The sequence below is a fragment of the Balneatrix alpica DSM 16621 genome (genome assembly GCF_000619885.1).
Classification (GTDB): Bacteria; Pseudomonadota; Gammaproteobacteria; order Pseudomonadales; family Balneatricaceae; genus Balneatrix; species Balneatrix alpica.
Map to the genome: position 1 here is coordinate 228,220 of NZ_JHUZ01000006.1, position 14,762 is coordinate 242,981.

At 54.3% G+C, this 14,762-nt stretch carries 14 protein-coding genes; 7 read left to right on the forward strand and 7 right to left on the reverse strand.

The window, feature by feature from the left end:
• Positions 1 to 165: 165 nt before the first annotated feature.
• Positions 166 to 1,104: an HD-GYP domain-containing protein gene (locus tag Q334_RS19770; RefSeq protein WP_051527438.1), complete on the forward strand. Its 939-nt coding sequence runs from the start codon at positions 166 to 168 to the stop codon at positions 1,102 to 1,104.
• A 31-nt stretch (positions 1,105 to 1,135) separates the two neighbouring features.
• On the opposite strand, the gene Q334_RS17610 is transcribed toward Q334_RS19770, so the two are convergent.
• Entirely contained in the window at positions 1,136 to 1,513 is a 378-nt protein-coding gene (locus Q334_RS17610; protein WP_081414294.1) for an MGMT family protein, read from the reverse strand.
• Positions 1,514 to 1,632: 119 nt separating this feature from the next.
• Between Q334_RS17610 and csiR the strand changes: the two genes are divergently transcribed.
• Positions 1,633 to 2,328 (forward strand): DNA-binding transcriptional regulator CsiR, encoded by a 696-nt coding sequence (gene csiR / locus Q334_RS0101625; protein WP_081414295.1) that lies wholly within the window; start codon positions 1,633 to 1,635, stop codon positions 2,326 to 2,328.
• 73 nt (positions 2,329 to 2,401) lie between these two features.
• Here the strand turns inward: csiR and Q334_RS0101630 are convergent, their stop codons facing one another.
• The 4 genes from Q334_RS0101630 to typA form a co-directional block, all read right to left on the reverse strand.
• Positions 2,402 to 2,737: an H-NS histone family protein gene (locus Q334_RS0101630; RefSeq protein WP_027311679.1), complete on the reverse strand. Its 336-nt coding sequence runs from the start codon at positions 2,735 to 2,737 to the stop codon at positions 2,402 to 2,404.
• 137 nt (positions 2,738 to 2,874) lie between these two features.
• On the reverse strand, positions 2,875 to 3,324 hold the full coding sequence (dtd, locus tag Q334_RS0101635) for a D-aminoacyl-tRNA deacylase (protein ID WP_027311680.1): 450 nt from the start codon (positions 3,322 to 3,324) through the stop codon (positions 2,875 to 2,877).
• A gap of 63 nt (positions 3,325 to 3,387) precedes the next feature.
• On the reverse strand, positions 3,388 to 4,320 hold the full coding sequence (gene pip / locus Q334_RS0101640) for a prolyl aminopeptidase (RefSeq protein ID WP_027311681.1): 933 nt from the start codon (positions 4,318 to 4,320) through the stop codon (positions 3,388 to 3,390).
• A 101-nt stretch (positions 4,321 to 4,421) separates the two neighbouring features.
• Positions 4,422 to 6,233 carry a translational GTPase TypA gene (gene typA / locus Q334_RS0101645; RefSeq protein ID WP_027311682.1) on the reverse strand — a complete coding sequence of 604 codons (1,812 nt, stop codon included), beginning with the start codon at positions 6,231 to 6,233 and terminating at the stop codon, positions 4,422 to 4,424.
• A 496-nt stretch (positions 6,234 to 6,729) separates the two neighbouring features.
• Between typA and glnA the strand changes: the two genes are divergently transcribed.
• From glnA to trmL, 5 genes are all read left to right on the forward strand, one after another.
• Positions 6,730 to 8,136, forward strand: a complete 1,407-nt coding sequence (gene glnA, locus Q334_RS0101650) for a glutamate--ammonia ligase (RefSeq protein WP_027311683.1) — start codon at positions 6,730 to 6,732, stop codon at positions 8,134 to 8,136.
• A gap of 265 nt (positions 8,137 to 8,401) precedes the next feature.
• Positions 8,402 to 9,469 (forward strand): nitrogen regulation protein NR(II), encoded by a 1,068-nt coding sequence (gene glnL / locus Q334_RS0101655; protein ID WP_027311684.1) that lies wholly within the window; start codon positions 8,402 to 8,404, stop codon positions 9,467 to 9,469.
• Positions 9,453 to 10,880 (forward strand): nitrogen regulation protein NR(I), encoded by a 1,428-nt coding sequence (glnG, locus tag Q334_RS0101660; RefSeq protein ID WP_027311685.1) that lies wholly within the window; start codon positions 9,453 to 9,455, stop codon positions 10,878 to 10,880. The genes glnL and glnG overlap by 17 nt, the downstream gene beginning before the upstream one ends.
• A gap of 86 nt (positions 10,881 to 10,966) precedes the next feature.
• Entirely contained in the window at positions 10,967 to 12,961 is a 1,995-nt protein-coding gene (locus tag Q334_RS0101665; RefSeq protein ID WP_027311686.1) for a methyl-accepting chemotaxis protein, read from the forward strand.
• A gap of 112 nt (positions 12,962 to 13,073) precedes the next feature.
• Positions 13,074 to 13,538 (forward strand): tRNA (uridine(34)/cytosine(34)/5-carboxymethylaminomethyluridine(34)-2'-O)-methyltransferase TrmL, encoded by a 465-nt coding sequence (gene trmL / locus Q334_RS0101670; RefSeq protein ID WP_027311687.1) that lies wholly within the window; start codon positions 13,074 to 13,076, stop codon positions 13,536 to 13,538.
• Here the strand turns inward: trmL and Q334_RS0101675 are convergent.
• Positions 13,535 to 14,068, reverse strand: coding sequence for a GNAT family N-acetyltransferase (locus Q334_RS0101675; RefSeq protein ID WP_035460496.1), 534 nt, complete (start codon positions 14,066 to 14,068; stop codon positions 13,535 to 13,537). The two genes, trmL and Q334_RS0101675, sit on opposite strands and share 4 nt — an antisense overlap.
• Positions 14,068 to 14,754 (reverse strand): DUF2461 domain-containing protein, encoded by a 687-nt coding sequence (locus Q334_RS0101680; RefSeq protein WP_027311689.1) that lies wholly within the window; start codon positions 14,752 to 14,754, stop codon positions 14,068 to 14,070. The genes Q334_RS0101675 and Q334_RS0101680 overlap by 1 nt, the downstream gene beginning before the upstream one ends.
• Positions 14,755 to 14,762: the final 8 nt, after the last annotated feature.

Consider the following 14,762-nt stretch of genomic DNA (forward strand, 5'->3'; position numbering starts at 1 on the left):
AAATGGGCAGGTGCGAACCTGCCCATTTTTATTACGACTAGAAAGCCTCCTAATCCTGAAGATGGATTCACAGCGGTAGTCACACAGGCTAAGCTAGCGCCCAGTTGCACGAAGCAGGATGCCGTCGTTTCGTGGTCACCTTCCCGTTGTATAGGATGCCGACCCTTGGCTTCAACGCACCACGCCTTTGCTTTAACGACTGAATGGAGTAAAGCCCTTAAACAGGTCTACACCTGTTTAGAACGTCAGCAGTATTCTCGTTTTCGGACCGACCTGCTTAATCTCGCCGTCACCCTGCAGCACCATGCGGAATTGCACCCAGATGTGCTCCTAGGCGCTATGCAGGCGGATAAAGACATGCCGGAAATCCTTGCCCGGCCACTCCACTGCGCCATTCTCTGTGAACTAACCTGTCGTCGTTTAAAGTGGCCATTGTTTAAGCGACTGGAGTTAGTCGCTGCGGCATTAACCTATGACTTAGGCTTCCATGATTTGTTGGAGCGTCTGTTGCAACAGAGCAAGCCCTTAACGGAAGAGCAATGGCAACAGGTACGTGCTCATCCAGGTAAAGGCCATGCGTTATTAGTGGCGGCTGGTATTCATGATGCAGGCTGGCTGGATGCGGTGCTGCAACACCATGAGCGTCTTGATGGCAGCGGTTATCCGGATGGTCTGGCTGGGGACAAAATCAGTGAAGGGGCGCGTATTCTGGGTCTGGCGGATATCTACACGGCGATGATTCGCCCCCGTGGTTATCGTCGGCAAAAGTTAGCGCTTGAGGCGCTGCGGGATTTGTTTCAGGCCGAAGCGCTGGGGATGGATCCTAAATTGGTGAAGGTTTTCATCAAAGAGCTGGGGTTATTTCCACCGGGTAGCTTAGTGCGCTTGAGTAATGAAGAAGTTGCTATGGTCTATGCACGTAGTAAGCGCGGGCCCTTACCGAGAGTCGCGGCAGTGATGAGTGATAAGGACGACTATTACCCCACTCCGGTAGAGCGGGCGCTAAGTGATGAGTTGAGTATTACTACCATGCTCGGGCCCCAGCATTACAAGTCGCTAAAAGCCAGCCTTAGCAGTTACTGGTTACGCCAGGGTATGATTTGAGGATGAGGGTGTACAGGGTGGCGGGTCTGCCTTAGTTCCAGTCTATACCCAGTGCATGTCGGGCCCAAAGTAACCAGGCCTCTTCCTCCTGATGATCTTTCAGCCAGGCGAAACGCTGCCAGTTGACCCCGCTACCCTGCACGATCACCCCTTCTTCCTGTAAGGGTTGGGCAAAGGCTTGCCCGGCCGGGCTCGATAAAGGAAAAGGAAGCTGGCCACCACTGCGTAATACCCGATACCAAGGTAAGCCCGCTGAGGCCGGCTGCTGCCCCATCCAGCGCCCGACCCAGCGTGCCTGGCGACCGAGTCCGGCCAGGCGGGCCAATTGGCCGTAGCTGGTGATATGCCCTCTGGGTAACTGTTGTAATACCAGGGTAAGACGTTGGCTTTTTTGTGCGGTGCTAAGCATGAAGAGACTGTCCTATTGGCATGCACTGACCTTGGCAGTCCATCCTGGCCCTGTCAATCCTGCCCTTCCCATCAACAGTTAAAGCGGGATAATAGCAGCAGAACAACTGAGGCTAGCGCATGAAAGCAGAAGTCGATAGCAAGCAAAATAGAGGCCTAGCGATATTGCAGGATTTAAAAGCCGATATATTGCGTGGTTATTTTGCCCCTGGTGAGAAACTCCTGATGTCTGCTTTGAAAGAGCGTTATGGGGTAGGAGTTAGCCCTATCCGTGAGGCTTTATCACAGCTGGTGTCAGAACAATTAGTGGTGGCGCAAAGCCAGCGGGGGTTTAAAGTGAGCCCGATATCCCGCGATGAGCTACTCGATATTTATGAAACTCGGGCGCATATCGAGGCATTGGCACTGGAGTTAGCATTAGAGCGTGGGGATGACCAATGGGAGGCTCAGATAGTCGCTGAGGCTCATCGCCTGTTTAAAATCGATGTCAGTAGTTATGCCGCTGATACATTGCTGGAAGTATGGGAAGAGCGTCATCGTGCTTTCCACCAGGCCATGGTAAAAGGCTGCGGTTCAGTGCAGTTATTGCAGGTGCGGCAAATTCTTTATGACCGCGCAGAGCGTTATCGACGTCTATGGCTTAAAGAAACCTTAATGAATGCTGAGTCGTTAGCGCGGAGTAAGGCCTTGCACCAGGATTTATTAGAGGCGGTGTTGTCTCGGGATAAAGTAGCGGTGAAAGCCTTGATTCATCCGCATTTGATGAAACCTGTTGAAGTGATTAAAGCGACCCTTTCGGCCAAGCAATTCTTTTAAAACAATTAAGTAGGATGGGGGCGTAATAAAAAAACGCCAGCATGGCTGGCGTTTTTTATAGGGGAGATTCCGCTTAGCTCTTGATGCGGAACTCTTCCAGATCACGGCCTGCTGCCAGTGCTTCTTCAATCCACTTGGGCTTACGGCCTTTACCCGTCCAGGTTTGCTCAGGGGCGGCTGGATTGTAGTACTGAGGAGCAGATTTAGCTTTGATGCTAGAGCCCTTGCTGCGGCCGGTGCCTTGCAGCTCAGAGGCAACAGCATCCAGGCTCAGACCATTTTCAACTGCCAGAGCTTTGATGCGGGCAATGATTTCAGCCTGCTGTTCTTTGCTGGCAATGGCTTTCTCAACACTGGCTTGCAGATCTTGCAGCTCAGCCAAAGACATGGATTGCAGATCAAGTTTCATAATCGTTCAAACCGTTCTAATAATTAAGGAGTGACAAAAGTGTAGCCGAATTATAGCGATTGCCTAGCGGAAAGTTATAAGGCAACACTCATTTATTTGTTTCTATGCTGTAATTTATTGTTGTAATAGGGCTGTTTTCAAGTCCCGGGGTTAGATTCTAACCAAAATGTCACAGGGCCATCATTAATTAAGTGCACCTGCATATCCGCAGCAAAGCGCCCTTGCTCGACTTTTAAGCCAGTTTTTTTCGCTTGTTTAATAGTGTATTGGTAGAGCTCTTGGCCTAATTCAGGGTTGGCGCCACTGGAAAAACTGGGGCGTAAGCCTTTGCGAGTATCAGCAACCAGGGTGAATTGCGATACCAGTAGTAATTGGCCTTGAATATCGAGCAGGCTTAAATTCATTTTGCCGTCAGCGTCGCTAAAAACGCGATACTTCAATATCTTTTCCAATAGTTTATCGGCACTGGCGGGAGTATCGTCGCGCTCGACACCTAGTAATACCAATAAGCCTTGATCGATCGCACCGACGACTTCGCCCTCTACTTCGACTCGTGCTGATTTAACCCGCTGTATTAATGCTTTCACTGCTATATCCTCCTTTGCCGCTACAGCATAAGGGCAAAGGCGCTTGCATGCATCTGTAAAAGATTAGGCGCTGCGTAAGGCAAAATGGCGGCTGGCGCGAATCAGATTATCCACCATTGAAGGCTCTAGTGGGCTATGTCTCCCCCCTTTTACCCAGTTTAATTCAGCGCTGGGCCAATGCTGATAGAGTTGCCAGGCTTGCTCTGCCGGGCAGATGGTGTCCAGCTCCCCCTGGATCAAAATAGCGGGGTGCTGGGCAAGGTGAGTCATATGCTCCAGCAAAGGATGCTGCTGGAGAAAGCATTGCTGGGTCAGATAATGGCAATGAATACGGCTGCGATTGAGTAACTCCGGATGAGGCTGAGGCAGCTGATGGTGTTGTTCCCGCTCCATCCAGCGCCACCATAACCGGGCTGCCTGCATTTGTTCTAATTCATTGCTGGAGTGGAGGCGCTGCTGATAGGTTGCCAAGAGAGAGTCATCGATTAGTGGCTGACCCTGACAGAGTTCGTGCCAGAGGCTGGGATAAAGCCGACTGGCGCCATTGCCCGCTTGGTAGTTCCAGGCGATGTCCTGGGGGCGGGCCAGGAAGATACCGCGCAAAATAAAGCCAAGAATTTGCCGCGGGTGCAGTTGCCCATAATAAAGCGCCAGAGCACTGCCCCAGGAGCCCCCCCAGAGCAGCCATTGCTCAATACCTAGATGGAGGCGAATACGCTCCATATCTTCAACCAGAGCCTGACTGTGATTTTCGGTTAACACTTGGCTGGCGCGTGATTGGCCACAGCCACGTTGATCGAACAGGATGATGCGATAACGCTGCGGATCAAAAAAACGACGCAAGATAGGGGAGCAGCCACTGCCGGGCCCACCATGAATCACTAAAACTGGTAAGCCCAGGCGATTGCCGCTTTCTTCCAGGTACAGTTGGTGACCCTGGCCAACATCCAGCCAGTGTTGCTGATAAGGGGACAGCTCAGGGTAAAGGCTATACATGGCAGTTCCTTGGCAGCTGGGAGCCTATTGAGTATAGCCAAGAATAAAAAACGCCCCGATTGGGGCGTTTTGTCGTGGTCAGACGGGAGTCTAACTCATCCTTATGAGCGAGAAGCGCGCTTACGCTCGTTTTCGGTCAGCAGCTTCTTACGAATACGGATGCTTTTCGGGGTGATTTCCACCAGTTCATCGTCTTCGATAAACTCCAGTGCCTGCTCCAGAGAGTGGCGCACTGGCGGGGTCAGCAGGATGTTTTCATCACTACCGGAAGCCCGCACGTTGGTCAGTTGCTTGGCCTTGGTGGGGTTGACGGTCAGGTCGTTACCACGGCTATGCAGACCGATGACCTGGCCTTCATACACTTCCACGTTGGGGTCAATAAACAGACGACCGCGCTCCTGCAGGCTGAACAGGGCATAGGCCAGGCTCTTGCCGGTGATGTTGGAGATCAGTACGCCGTTGATGCGCTTGGCAACCGGGCCGGGTTTAACGGAGTCATAACCTTCAAAGCTGGAGGTCATGATGCCGGTGCCGGAGGTCAGGGTCAGGAACTGGTTACGGAAACCGATCAGACCACGGGAAGGAATGCGGTATTCCAGACGAACACGGCCTTTACCATCCATCTGCATATCGCGCAGGTCACCCTTACGACGACCCATTTCTTCCATCACCGGCCCTTGGTAGTCCTCTTCACAGTCAATGACGACCTGCTCGTAGGGCTCCATGATCTGGCCATCAATTTCTTTCTGTACGACTTCGGGACGGGAAACCGCCAGTTCATAGCCTTCACGGCGCATGGTTTCGATCAGTACCGACAGGTGTAGTTCACCACGGCCAGAGACGATAAAGCGGTCGGGGCTATCGCCTTGACGCACACGCAGGGCCACGTTGTGCAGCAGTTCGCGATCCAGACGGTCTTTAATGTTACGTGAGGTCACGAACTTACCTTCACGACCGGCGAAGGGAGAGTCGTTAACCTGGAAGGTCATGCTGACGGTGGGCTCGTCCACAGTCAGAGCAGGCATCGCCTCAACGGCATCGGGCTGACACAGGGTGTCGGAGATGTTCAGCTCGTCCATACCGGTCACGCAGACGATATCACCGGCTGCCGCATCAGCGACTTCGACACGCTCCAGACCCAAGTAACCCATGATGTTGAGGACACGGCCATTACGCACCGCACCGTCACGATCGATGACTTTTACAGGGGTATTGCTCTTGACCCGGCCACGGCTGATACGACCGATACCGATAACGCCAACATAAGAGTTGTAGTCCAGTGCGGAGATTTGCATCTGGAAGGGGCCGTCGCGGTCAACCTGAGGAGGTGGTACCAGATCAACGATAGACTGGAACAGCGGGCTCATGTCTTCGGCCAGTTGGTCGGCTTCGGGGCCGGCAACGCCATTCAGGGCAGAAGCGTAAATGATCGGGAAATCGAGTTGTTCTTCGGTGGCACCCAAGCGATCGAACAGATCGAATACCTGGTCGATAACCCAGTCAGGGCGAGCACCGGGACGGTCTACCTTATTGACCACCACGATTGGCTTCAGGCCACGGGCGAAGGCTTTCTGAGTGACGAAACGGGTCTGAGGCATGGGGCCATCAACCGCATCAACCAGCAGCAGTACGGAGTCAACCATCGACAGTACCCGCTCTACTTCGCCACCGAAGTCGGCGTGTCCTGGGGTGTCAACGATGTTAATGCGATAGCCGTTCCAGTTGATCGCGGTGTTTTTCGCCAGAATGGTAATACCGCGCTCTTTTTCCTGGTCGTTGGAGTCCATGACCCGCTCTTGGCCTTCGTCACGGCGGTTCAGGGTGCCGGACTGCTGCAACAGCTTGTCCACCAGGGTGGTTTTGCCATGGTCAACGTGGGCGATGATGGCAATATTGCGTAGATTCTCGATCACTACTTATTTCCTGCTAACTGGGTTTCCGCGGGGCGGAGGTGGCCGAGACCGGGGGCTAAACGCGTCCTGGTTGAAGGCCTGAGTCGAAAGAAGGCGGCCATTATACTCAAGCTACCGCTAATTGGCTGCTCTAACGCGGCTTTTGTTGGAAAATTAACCAACTTTTCCGTGATTTGTCTGGGTTGCGCCAAACTGGTGCGGTTTTTGACCCTAAAATTTCACCAAAACAGGGCAAAATAGTCTTTGTGCACTATATTGGTGCTCTAGTAAGGTGTTGTGCATTGTTTTGGTGCTTAGCCTGCCCCGCTTTGGCAAGGGGGAATGGCTGACTCCTTTAGAATCAAGGGTTTAGCTAGTTGGCACGGAGGTTGCTTTTACTTAAGCGACTCAGTTGACAGCAACAACCTTATGGAGGCGCAAGCCTCCACCTTTTTTAAGCCCTGCTGTTAACCACAGGACAACATATAAGCCTCGCCCCAAACTGCGGAGACCGATCATGTCAGAGCAATCCCTGAAGCTGATCAAAGAACATGGTGTGAAGTGGGTAGATTTGCGCTTCACTGATTTCAAAGGAAAAGAACAGCACGTTACCGTTCCGGCCAAATACGTTGATGAAGATTTCTTCGACAACGGTCAGGCATTCGATGGTTCCTCCATCTCTGGTTGGAAAGGCATCCAGGCTTCTGACATGATCATTCGTCCAGACGACAGCACCTCTGTTCTGGACCCCTTCACTGAAGAACCCACGCTGATCATTTACTGTGACGTTATCGAGCCTGCCACTGGTGAAGGTTACGAGCGTGATCCCCGTTCTCTGGCCCGTCGTGCCGAAGAGTACCTGAAGTCCACCGGTATCGCTGACACCGCTTACTTCGGTCCTGAGCCCGAGTTCTTCGTATTTGACTCCGTAACCTGGGCTGCCGATATGTCCGGCTGCCGTTATGAGATCAAGTCTGAAGAAGCTCACTGGTCCAGCGACAAAGAGTTTGAAGGTGGCAACACCGGTCACCGTCCCCGTGTTAAAGGCGGTTACTTCCCAGTTCCTCCCGTTGACTCTGCGTTCGAGCTGCGCACCGCGATGTGTAACGCACTGGAGGCCATGGGGGTAGAAGTAGAAGTACACCACCACGAAGTCGCTACCGCTGGTCAGAACGAAATCGGTACCAAGTTCGACACCATGGTGCGTCGTGCTGACAAGACCCAGATTTTGAAGTACGTGGTGCACAACACTGCCCACCTGTACGGCAAGACTGCGACCTTCATGCCCAAGCCCATCGTTGGCGACAACGGTTCAGGGATGCACGTTCACCAGTCTCTGGCTAAAGACGGCGTTAACCTGTTCGCTGGTGAAGGCTACGGCGGCCTGTCTGAAATGGCGATCTATTACATCGGCGGTATCATCAAGCACGCCAAGGCACTGAACGCCTTCTGTAACCCGCTGACCAACTCTTACAAGCGTCTGGTTCCTGGTTTCGAAGCCCCTGTTATGCTGGCTTACTCTGCCCGTAACCGTTCTGCTTCTATCCGTATTCCTCACGTACAGAGCCCCAAAGGCCGTCGTATTGAAACCCGTTTCCCTGATCCCGGTGCTAACCCCTACCTGTGCTTCGCTGCACTGCTGATGGCGGGTCTGGACGGTATCCAGAACAAGATTCACCCCGGCGATGCGATGGACAAGGATCTGTACGATCTGCCCCCAGAAGAAGCCAAAGAGATCCCCACCGTGGCGGCAAGCCTGGAAGAGGCTCTGGCTGCTCTGGATGCAGACCGTGCATTCCTGACCAAGGGTGGCGTGTTCACTGACGATCTGATCGACGCTTACATCAACCTGAAGAAGGCTGACGTACAGCGCCTGAACATGACCACTCACCCGGTCGAGTTCGACATGTACTACTCCGTATAAGCGGGCTGCTGCCAGCTTATCGACAGCCCCCGCCGAGTCGGGGGCTTTTTTTTCAGCCGATTTTGTCTTGGTGCATATCAATGCACTATTTTGGTGCAAAACGCGTGGGGTATTCCCATCCGTTAGCCAGAGCTCACTTGCTCTCTGCCGGCCTGAAGCGGCCAGCTGCGCTTTAGTGGCGCAAGCAGCAAAGTGGGTATGGGCTTTGCATTTCAATTTAGCTAACTAGCAGCGCGTTTCGGGCGCTCGGACTCAAGGCGGTGTCATGCTCTATCGTGTTCTACTCGACAACCTATCCACAGCGGTATTGCGTCTGGATCGGGATCTGCGTCTTGAGTACATGAACCCGGCAGCGGAAATGCTGTTGCAGGTCAGCGGTCGTCGTTTTCTCGGGGCACATATCAGTGCCTTATTTAAGGATACGCCTGAAGCGATGGAAGTATTGGAGACCTCGGTACGTACCGGTCACCCCTTTACCCAGCGGGAGGCTCACCTGACCTTACACCACGGTCAAACTCTGGTAGCGGACTACAGCGTGACGCCGCTGGCGGATGACGGTCAGGCATTGATTTTGGAGTTGCAAACCCGTGATCGCTTGCTGCGTATTACCCGTGAAGAGGAAATGTACGCCAAGCAGGAAACCACGCGGGTGTTGATTCGTGGCCTGGCCCATGAAATTAAAAACCCCCTGGGGGGGTTGCGTGGTGCAGCCCAGTTGCTGGAGCGTGCACTGCCGGATGACTCGTTAAAAGAGTACACCCAGATCATCATCGAAGAAGCGGACCGCCTACGTAATCTGGTCGATCGCATGCTGGGGCCACGGGTATTGCCGCAGATTCGCAAGGTAAATATGCACCAGATCATTGAGCGCTGTTGCGGCCTGATCAACGCCGAAACCCAGGGCGGTCTGACCCTGGTGCGGGATTATGACCCCAGCATTCCGGAACTGGACGGTGATGAAGAACAACTGATCCAGGCGGTGCTGAATATCATGCGCAATGCCATGCAGGCGCTGACAGAGTCGGGCACCGATGACCCCAGAATTACCCTGCGCACCAGAACGGTGCGCCAATTTACCCTGGGGGCCGAGCGGCATCGCCTGGTGTGTTCACTGAGCATTATCGATAACGGCCCAGGGATTCCCGATTCGATGCTGGAGAACATCTTTTATCCGATGATCAGTGGCCGCGCTAGCGGTACTGGCCTGGGATTATCAATTGCCCAGGCGATCATGCATCAACATCAAGGGCTGATTAAGTGTGAAAGTCAGCCCGGCTTAACCGAATTTACTCTCTTTATTCCTTTGGAGCAGGATCATGGCCAGCGACACTAATGTCTGGATTGTCGATGACGATCGTTCCATCCGTTGGGTGTTGGAAAAAGCCCTGGGACAAGCGGGATTGCCGGCCCAGAGTTTCGAATCGGCCGATCAGGCTATGCGCCAGTTGGGGCGCCAGAGCCCCAGCGTACTGATCAGCGATATTCGTATGCCTGGCACCGATGGATTGGGGCTGTTAGAGCAGATGCAAAGCCAGCATCCCGGGGTGCCAGTGATTATTATGACCGCTCACTCGGATCTGGAGAGCGCGGTGGCCTCCTATCAGGGAGGGGCGTTTGAGTATCTGCCTAAACCCTTTGATGTGGATGAGGCGGTGGCGCTGGTCAAGCGGGCCCTGGCTCATGCCCAGGAATCCAAGGCAGCGGCACCGGTGTCCGCCCAAGAGGTAGGCAAAGAAATTATTGGTGAAGCCCCTGCCATGCAGGAGGTGTTCCGTGCCATAGGTCGCCTGTCGCATTCTAATATCACCGTGTTGATTAACGGTGAGTCCGGCACCGGTAAAGAGCTGGTGGCCCATGCTTTACATCGTCATAGTCCTCGCTCTCACCAGACCTTTATTGCCCTCAATATGGCGGCGATTCCCAAGGATCTGATTGAGTCTGAATTGTTTGGTCACGAAAAGGGTGCTTTCACCGGCGCGGCCACCCAGCGCCGCGGGCGTTTCGAGCAGGCCAATGGCGGCACCCTGTTCCTCGATGAAATCGGTGATATGCCGATGGATACCCAAACCCGCCTGCTGCGGGTGTTGGCGGATGGTGAATTTTATCGGGTTGGGGGGCACACCCCGGTTAAGGTGGATGTGCGCATTATCGCCGCCACTCACCAAAACCTGGAAAACCTGGTGAAGGACGGGCGCTTCCGCGAAGACCTATTCCACCGTTTGAATGTGATTCGGGTGCATCTGCCATCCCTGCGGGAGCGGCGTGAAGATATCCCCCGTCTGGCGGCACATTTTTTAGGCAAGGCAGCGAAAGAGCTGGCGGTGGAGCCCAAGACCCTGCACCGGGAAACGGAAGACTATCTCAGCCACCTAAATTGGCCAGGTAATGTACGCCAATTGGAAAACACCTGCCGCTGGTTGACGGTGATGGCCTCCGGACGGGAAGTGTTGATCGATGATCTGCCACCAGAGCTGCTGCATGAGCAACCGGCACAGAACCAGGTGGCGGTGAGTTGGGAGCAAGCTTTCCGGCAATGGGTCGATGTCAGTCTGGCACGGGGACAACGTGGCATTTTGCAAACCGCCATTCCCAGCTTTGAGCGGATTCTGATTGAGACGGCTCTCAAACATACCCTGGGGCGTAAACGAGATGCGGCCGAGCTGTTGGGCTGGGGGCGTAATACTCTGACTCGCAAGATTAAAGAGTTAGGGATTGAAGACAGTGACGATGACCAGGACGAATAGCAGAAAAATTTCGCTCGACTAGTGGCCGTCTTGGCATTCGCGCCACATAATCAAGGCCAGTATTCCTGTGAAACAGAGATAGATGTATGGCTCTAGGCGTTACTCAGCGTATTGTGGCAGGCTTCGCTTTATTGCTGATCCTGCTGCTGGCAGTGGGGTTGAGCGGTTATCAAAGTACAGAGGCTATTAACACTAAGCTGCAGCTGGTAACCGATGAAACCAATCCTTTAACCCAGGGGGCACAGCAGCAGGTCATCAGCATGCTGCAGGCCAATAAGGCACTGCAGTACTTTCTGGTCTCGGAAGCGCGTGAGCGTTTGGACCAGGAAATGGCTCAATTCGAGGCGGACATTACCCGCTATCAGCAGACCATCGATGCACTGGAGCCTTTTTTGGCCGAGCGCCCGGCTCTGGCGGCGCAGCTTGACCAAGCTCGTATGGCAGGGCAGGCCTATGAACAAACCGCCAGGCAGCTCATGACGCTGCACCGTGATCGCCTGATGCTGGACCAGAAGGTGCGTCAGCAACGTCAGCAATTGGGGCGTCAGGTCGATAGTTTGAATAATGCACTACGTAATTACTCCCTAAGAGCCGAGCGAACCTATGGTGAAGGGGGACCGCAGCAGTATTCCAACCGGGTATTGCTGCTGGTGAACCAGACCATGGAACAGTTTGAGCGCTTTGGTGTTCACCAGGATGTGGTAGAGCTGGTGCGCGGGCTAGAGGGGCAAGCCAAGCAGCTTGAGGAGAGCTTCCAGGCTTTTGCGGCAGCCGACGACAAACAAGCACAAAAAGTACAAACCCTGGTCAAGCAGGTAGTTTTTAATCTGGATAATGAGCGTGGCATGCTTGCGCTTTTTCAAGCCCAGTCACAGCTGCACCAACAAATGAGCCAGGCATTACGTTTGGCCGAGCAACAAATTCAGGCGACCCTGGCGGCTGCCGAAGGCTTTGCCAGCCTGACTGATGCCGCTGCACAGCAGGCGAAAGACGCTGCGGCCGAGACGATTAGCAGTAGCCGGGTCTGGTTAAGTGCGATTAGTTTGGCCGGTATTCTGGCTGCAGTGCTGATCGGCTGGCGAGTGGTGGTTAGTATCCGCTCCCCCTTGACCCAATTCCGCACGGCGATCAATCAAATGACTGCCGGGGATATGCGGATAAGGATGAGTATTCAACGTCAGGATGAGTTTGCCGAGCTGGGTAAACACCTGAACGAACTCTGTAGTGCGCTCCAGCATACCTTGCAGGAATTGGCACAGGAGGCGGATCGCCTAACCGCTCTGGCTGAGCAGAATACCCAAATTAGCCAGCAAACCACCCAAGCGGTGGATGAGCAGCAGTTGCAGCTGTCTGCAACGGCATCCGCCATGCAACAGATGGAATCCACCGTACAGGAGGTAGCCAACCGTGCCGGAGAAACGCTGGCGGCGGTGGGGGATACCGAGCGCCTAAGCGTGCAGGTTAAACAGCATGTGCAGCGTACCCTGAGTAGCATTCGCCAGCAGGCTGAGCATATCCAACGGGGTGGCCAGGTCAGTGGCGAACTCAACACCTACAGTAAGCAGATTGACAGCATTCTCGAAGCGATCCGCGATATTGCGGCACAAACCAATCTGTTGGCGTTAAATGCTGCGATTGAAGCAGCGCGAGCCGGTGAGCAGGGGCGAGGGTTTTCGGTAGTGGCGGATGAAGTCCGTACTCTGGCCAGCCGGACTCAGGAATCGACGGGCGAAATTCAGCAGATGATTGAGCAGATGCAAGGACGTATTCGTGAGGTGGCCAAGGCCATGGAGTCAAGCCAGCAGCAAACGGAACAGTGCGTCAATCTGGCGGCGACCGCTGGACACACCCTGGAAAAAATCGGCCCGGCTATTCAACTGATTCAGGATATGAATACCCAGATTGCCAGCGCCACCCACCAACAAAGTGCAACGGCGCAAACGGTCAGCGATAGTGTGCAGGCAATACATAAGGCCACTGAGCGCAGTGCCGAAGGTGCCAAGCAAACTAGCAAGAGTAGTCAGAGCCTGCTGGATCTGGCGCAGTTTCAGCGTCGGGTGCTCAAGCGTTTTCAGGTTTGATGGCCGTGCCGTCGCTTGCTCGTCAAGGCTTGCCACACTGATTACAATGCCTCCCCTGTAATGCTCCTCGCCATCCATGGCGAGGAGCGGGGATGCTGTCAGGGGGCATGTCATGCTGCATATCATTCTTTATCAGCCGGAAATTCCGCCGAATACTGGCAATATTATCCGTCTATGCGCCAACACCGGCTTTCAACTGCATTTAATTCGTCCCTATGGTTTTGTCCTGGATGATAAACGTCTGCGCCGGGCGGGTTTGGATTACCACGAGTTTGCCCAGGTGCAGGAGCACAATAACCTCGCAGAGGCGCTTGAGCGCATTCAACCCACGACCCTGTATGCCTTTACCACCAAGGGCAGCCGTTGTTTCAGTGAAGCACAGTTTCAGGCCGGGGATGCTTTGTTGTTTGGCCCGGAAAGCCGGGGACTGCCTGCCGAGGTATTAGCCCAATTCACAGGGGAGACTCGCTTACGTTTGCCGATGTTGGAGGGCAGCCGTAGCCTGAATCTGTCTAATACCGTCGCAGTGGCGATTTATGAGTCCTGGCGGCAACTGGGTTATCCCCAGGGACGTTAAGACGGCAGGGCATTGGCTGGATAGAAAAAGCATTCAACCGGCTGGCCATGCATCACAACCGGCTCGCCGGGCAGAGCACCTAAACGCTGCGCCAGCCTGGCGGAACGCTGATTATGCGGATGGATCAGGCTGATAATCGGCGTATTGGCAGGCCAATGCTGGCGTGCGCAGTCAAGCGCCAAGCTGGCCGCCTCGCTGGCTAAGCCCTGGCCCCAGTGGCTGCGCTTTAGCAGCCAGGCTAACTCTAATCCTGGCCAGCCTTCCGGTTGAATAAAGCCGACCCGACCCAATAGCTCGCCACTATCACGCGCGCAGAGTGCCCAGATGCCAAAGCCCAGTAGCTGCCAATGTCCGGCCAGTACCGCCATGTTCATCCAGGCTTCTTGACGGCTGTAGGGTTGGCCGTGGCCGATATAGCGCACGGTTTCCGCATCCGCCAAGAGGGCTGCATAAGCATCCAAATCCTGTTGTTGCCACTGGCGTAGCTGGATGCGTTGACTGGTTAAACGGGGAGGCAGGGAAGCAGGCATCAGTAAGGTACATCCAGCGCGCGGCAGAGGAACTGCATCAGTGGCGTCAGTGCCCGATAGCTGTGCAGCAGCTCAGTTACTAAATCGATTGACAGCGCCTCTTCTGGGCTCATGCCGCGCATGGCATAGAAGCTCTTACGCTTGAGATCCTCCAGCTGAGGACTGTCTTTGCTGAAGCCCTTGGGTGGGCGCTGTAATTGTTCGCCCTCCACTCCACGTGGATAGAAACGCCGGAATTCATCGTCTGCCAGCACGGCTTGCCAGTCTTGCGGGCGTTTGGCAATGCGTTGGCGCACCCTGAGTAGCTCGGCGCTGGGCGGCAGCCATAAACCGCCGCCAAAGAAAACTTCATCAGGATCAAAATGCAGGTATAGGCCGGGTGCATGGGCATCCTTACCCAGACGATGGCGAAACTGGCAGGCGGCATGGGTCTTGTAAGGGGTTTTATCGTTACTGAAGCGGGTATCGCGGTAAATGCGGAACAGCGAGCCGTTATGAGCTTTGGCAATGACCTGGATTTCCGGGGCAAATTGCGCCAAAGGAGCCTGCAGGGCTTCCATCAGTTGGCAGAGTGGTTGTTGCACCTGTTCCTGGTAACGTGTCTTGTTGTCAGCAAACCACTCTTTATTGTTGTTACTGCGTAGCTCGCGTAGAAACTGAAAAAGTTCGGGGGAGAGGGTGTTCATTAAGCCTC

Bases quoted from the DNA above. Each gene is read 5' to 3' on its own strand.
- Q334_RS17610 (WP_081414294.1), bottom strand. From the start codon at position 1,513: ATGCTTAGCACCGCACAAAAAAGCCAACGTCTTACCCTGGTATTACAA.
- csiR (WP_081414295.1), top strand. From the start codon at position 1,633: ATGAAAGCAGAAGTCGATAGCAAGCAAAATAGAGGCCTAGCGATATTG.
- Q334_RS0101630 (WP_027311679.1), bottom strand. From the start codon at position 2,737: ATGAAACTTGATCTGCAATCCATGTCTTTGGCTGAGCTGCAAGATCTG.
- pip (WP_027311681.1), bottom strand. From the start codon at position 4,320: ATGTATAGCCTTTACCCTGAGCTGTCCCCTTATCAGCAACACTGGCTG.
- glnA (WP_027311683.1), top strand. From the start codon at position 6,730: ATGTCAGAGCAATCCCTGAAGCTGATCAAAGAACATGGTGTGAAGTGG.
- glnL (WP_027311684.1), top strand. From the start codon at position 8,402: ATGCTCTATCGTGTTCTACTCGACAACCTATCCACAGCGGTATTGCGT.
- glnG (WP_027311685.1), top strand. From the start codon at position 9,453: ATGGCCAGCGACACTAATGTCTGGATTGTCGATGACGATCGTTCCATC.
- Q334_RS0101665 (WP_027311686.1), top strand. From the start codon at position 10,967: ATGGCTCTAGGCGTTACTCAGCGTATTGTGGCAGGCTTCGCTTTATTG.
- trmL (WP_027311687.1), top strand. From the start codon at position 13,074: ATGCTGCATATCATTCTTTATCAGCCGGAAATTCCGCCGAATACTGGC.
- Q334_RS0101675 (WP_035460496.1), bottom strand. From the start codon at position 14,068: ATGCCTGCTTCCCTGCCTCCCCGTTTAACCAGTCAACGCATCCAGCTA.
- Q334_RS0101680 (WP_027311689.1), bottom strand. From the start codon at position 14,754: ATGAACACCCTCTCCCCCGAACTTTTTCAGTTTCTACGCGAGCTACGC.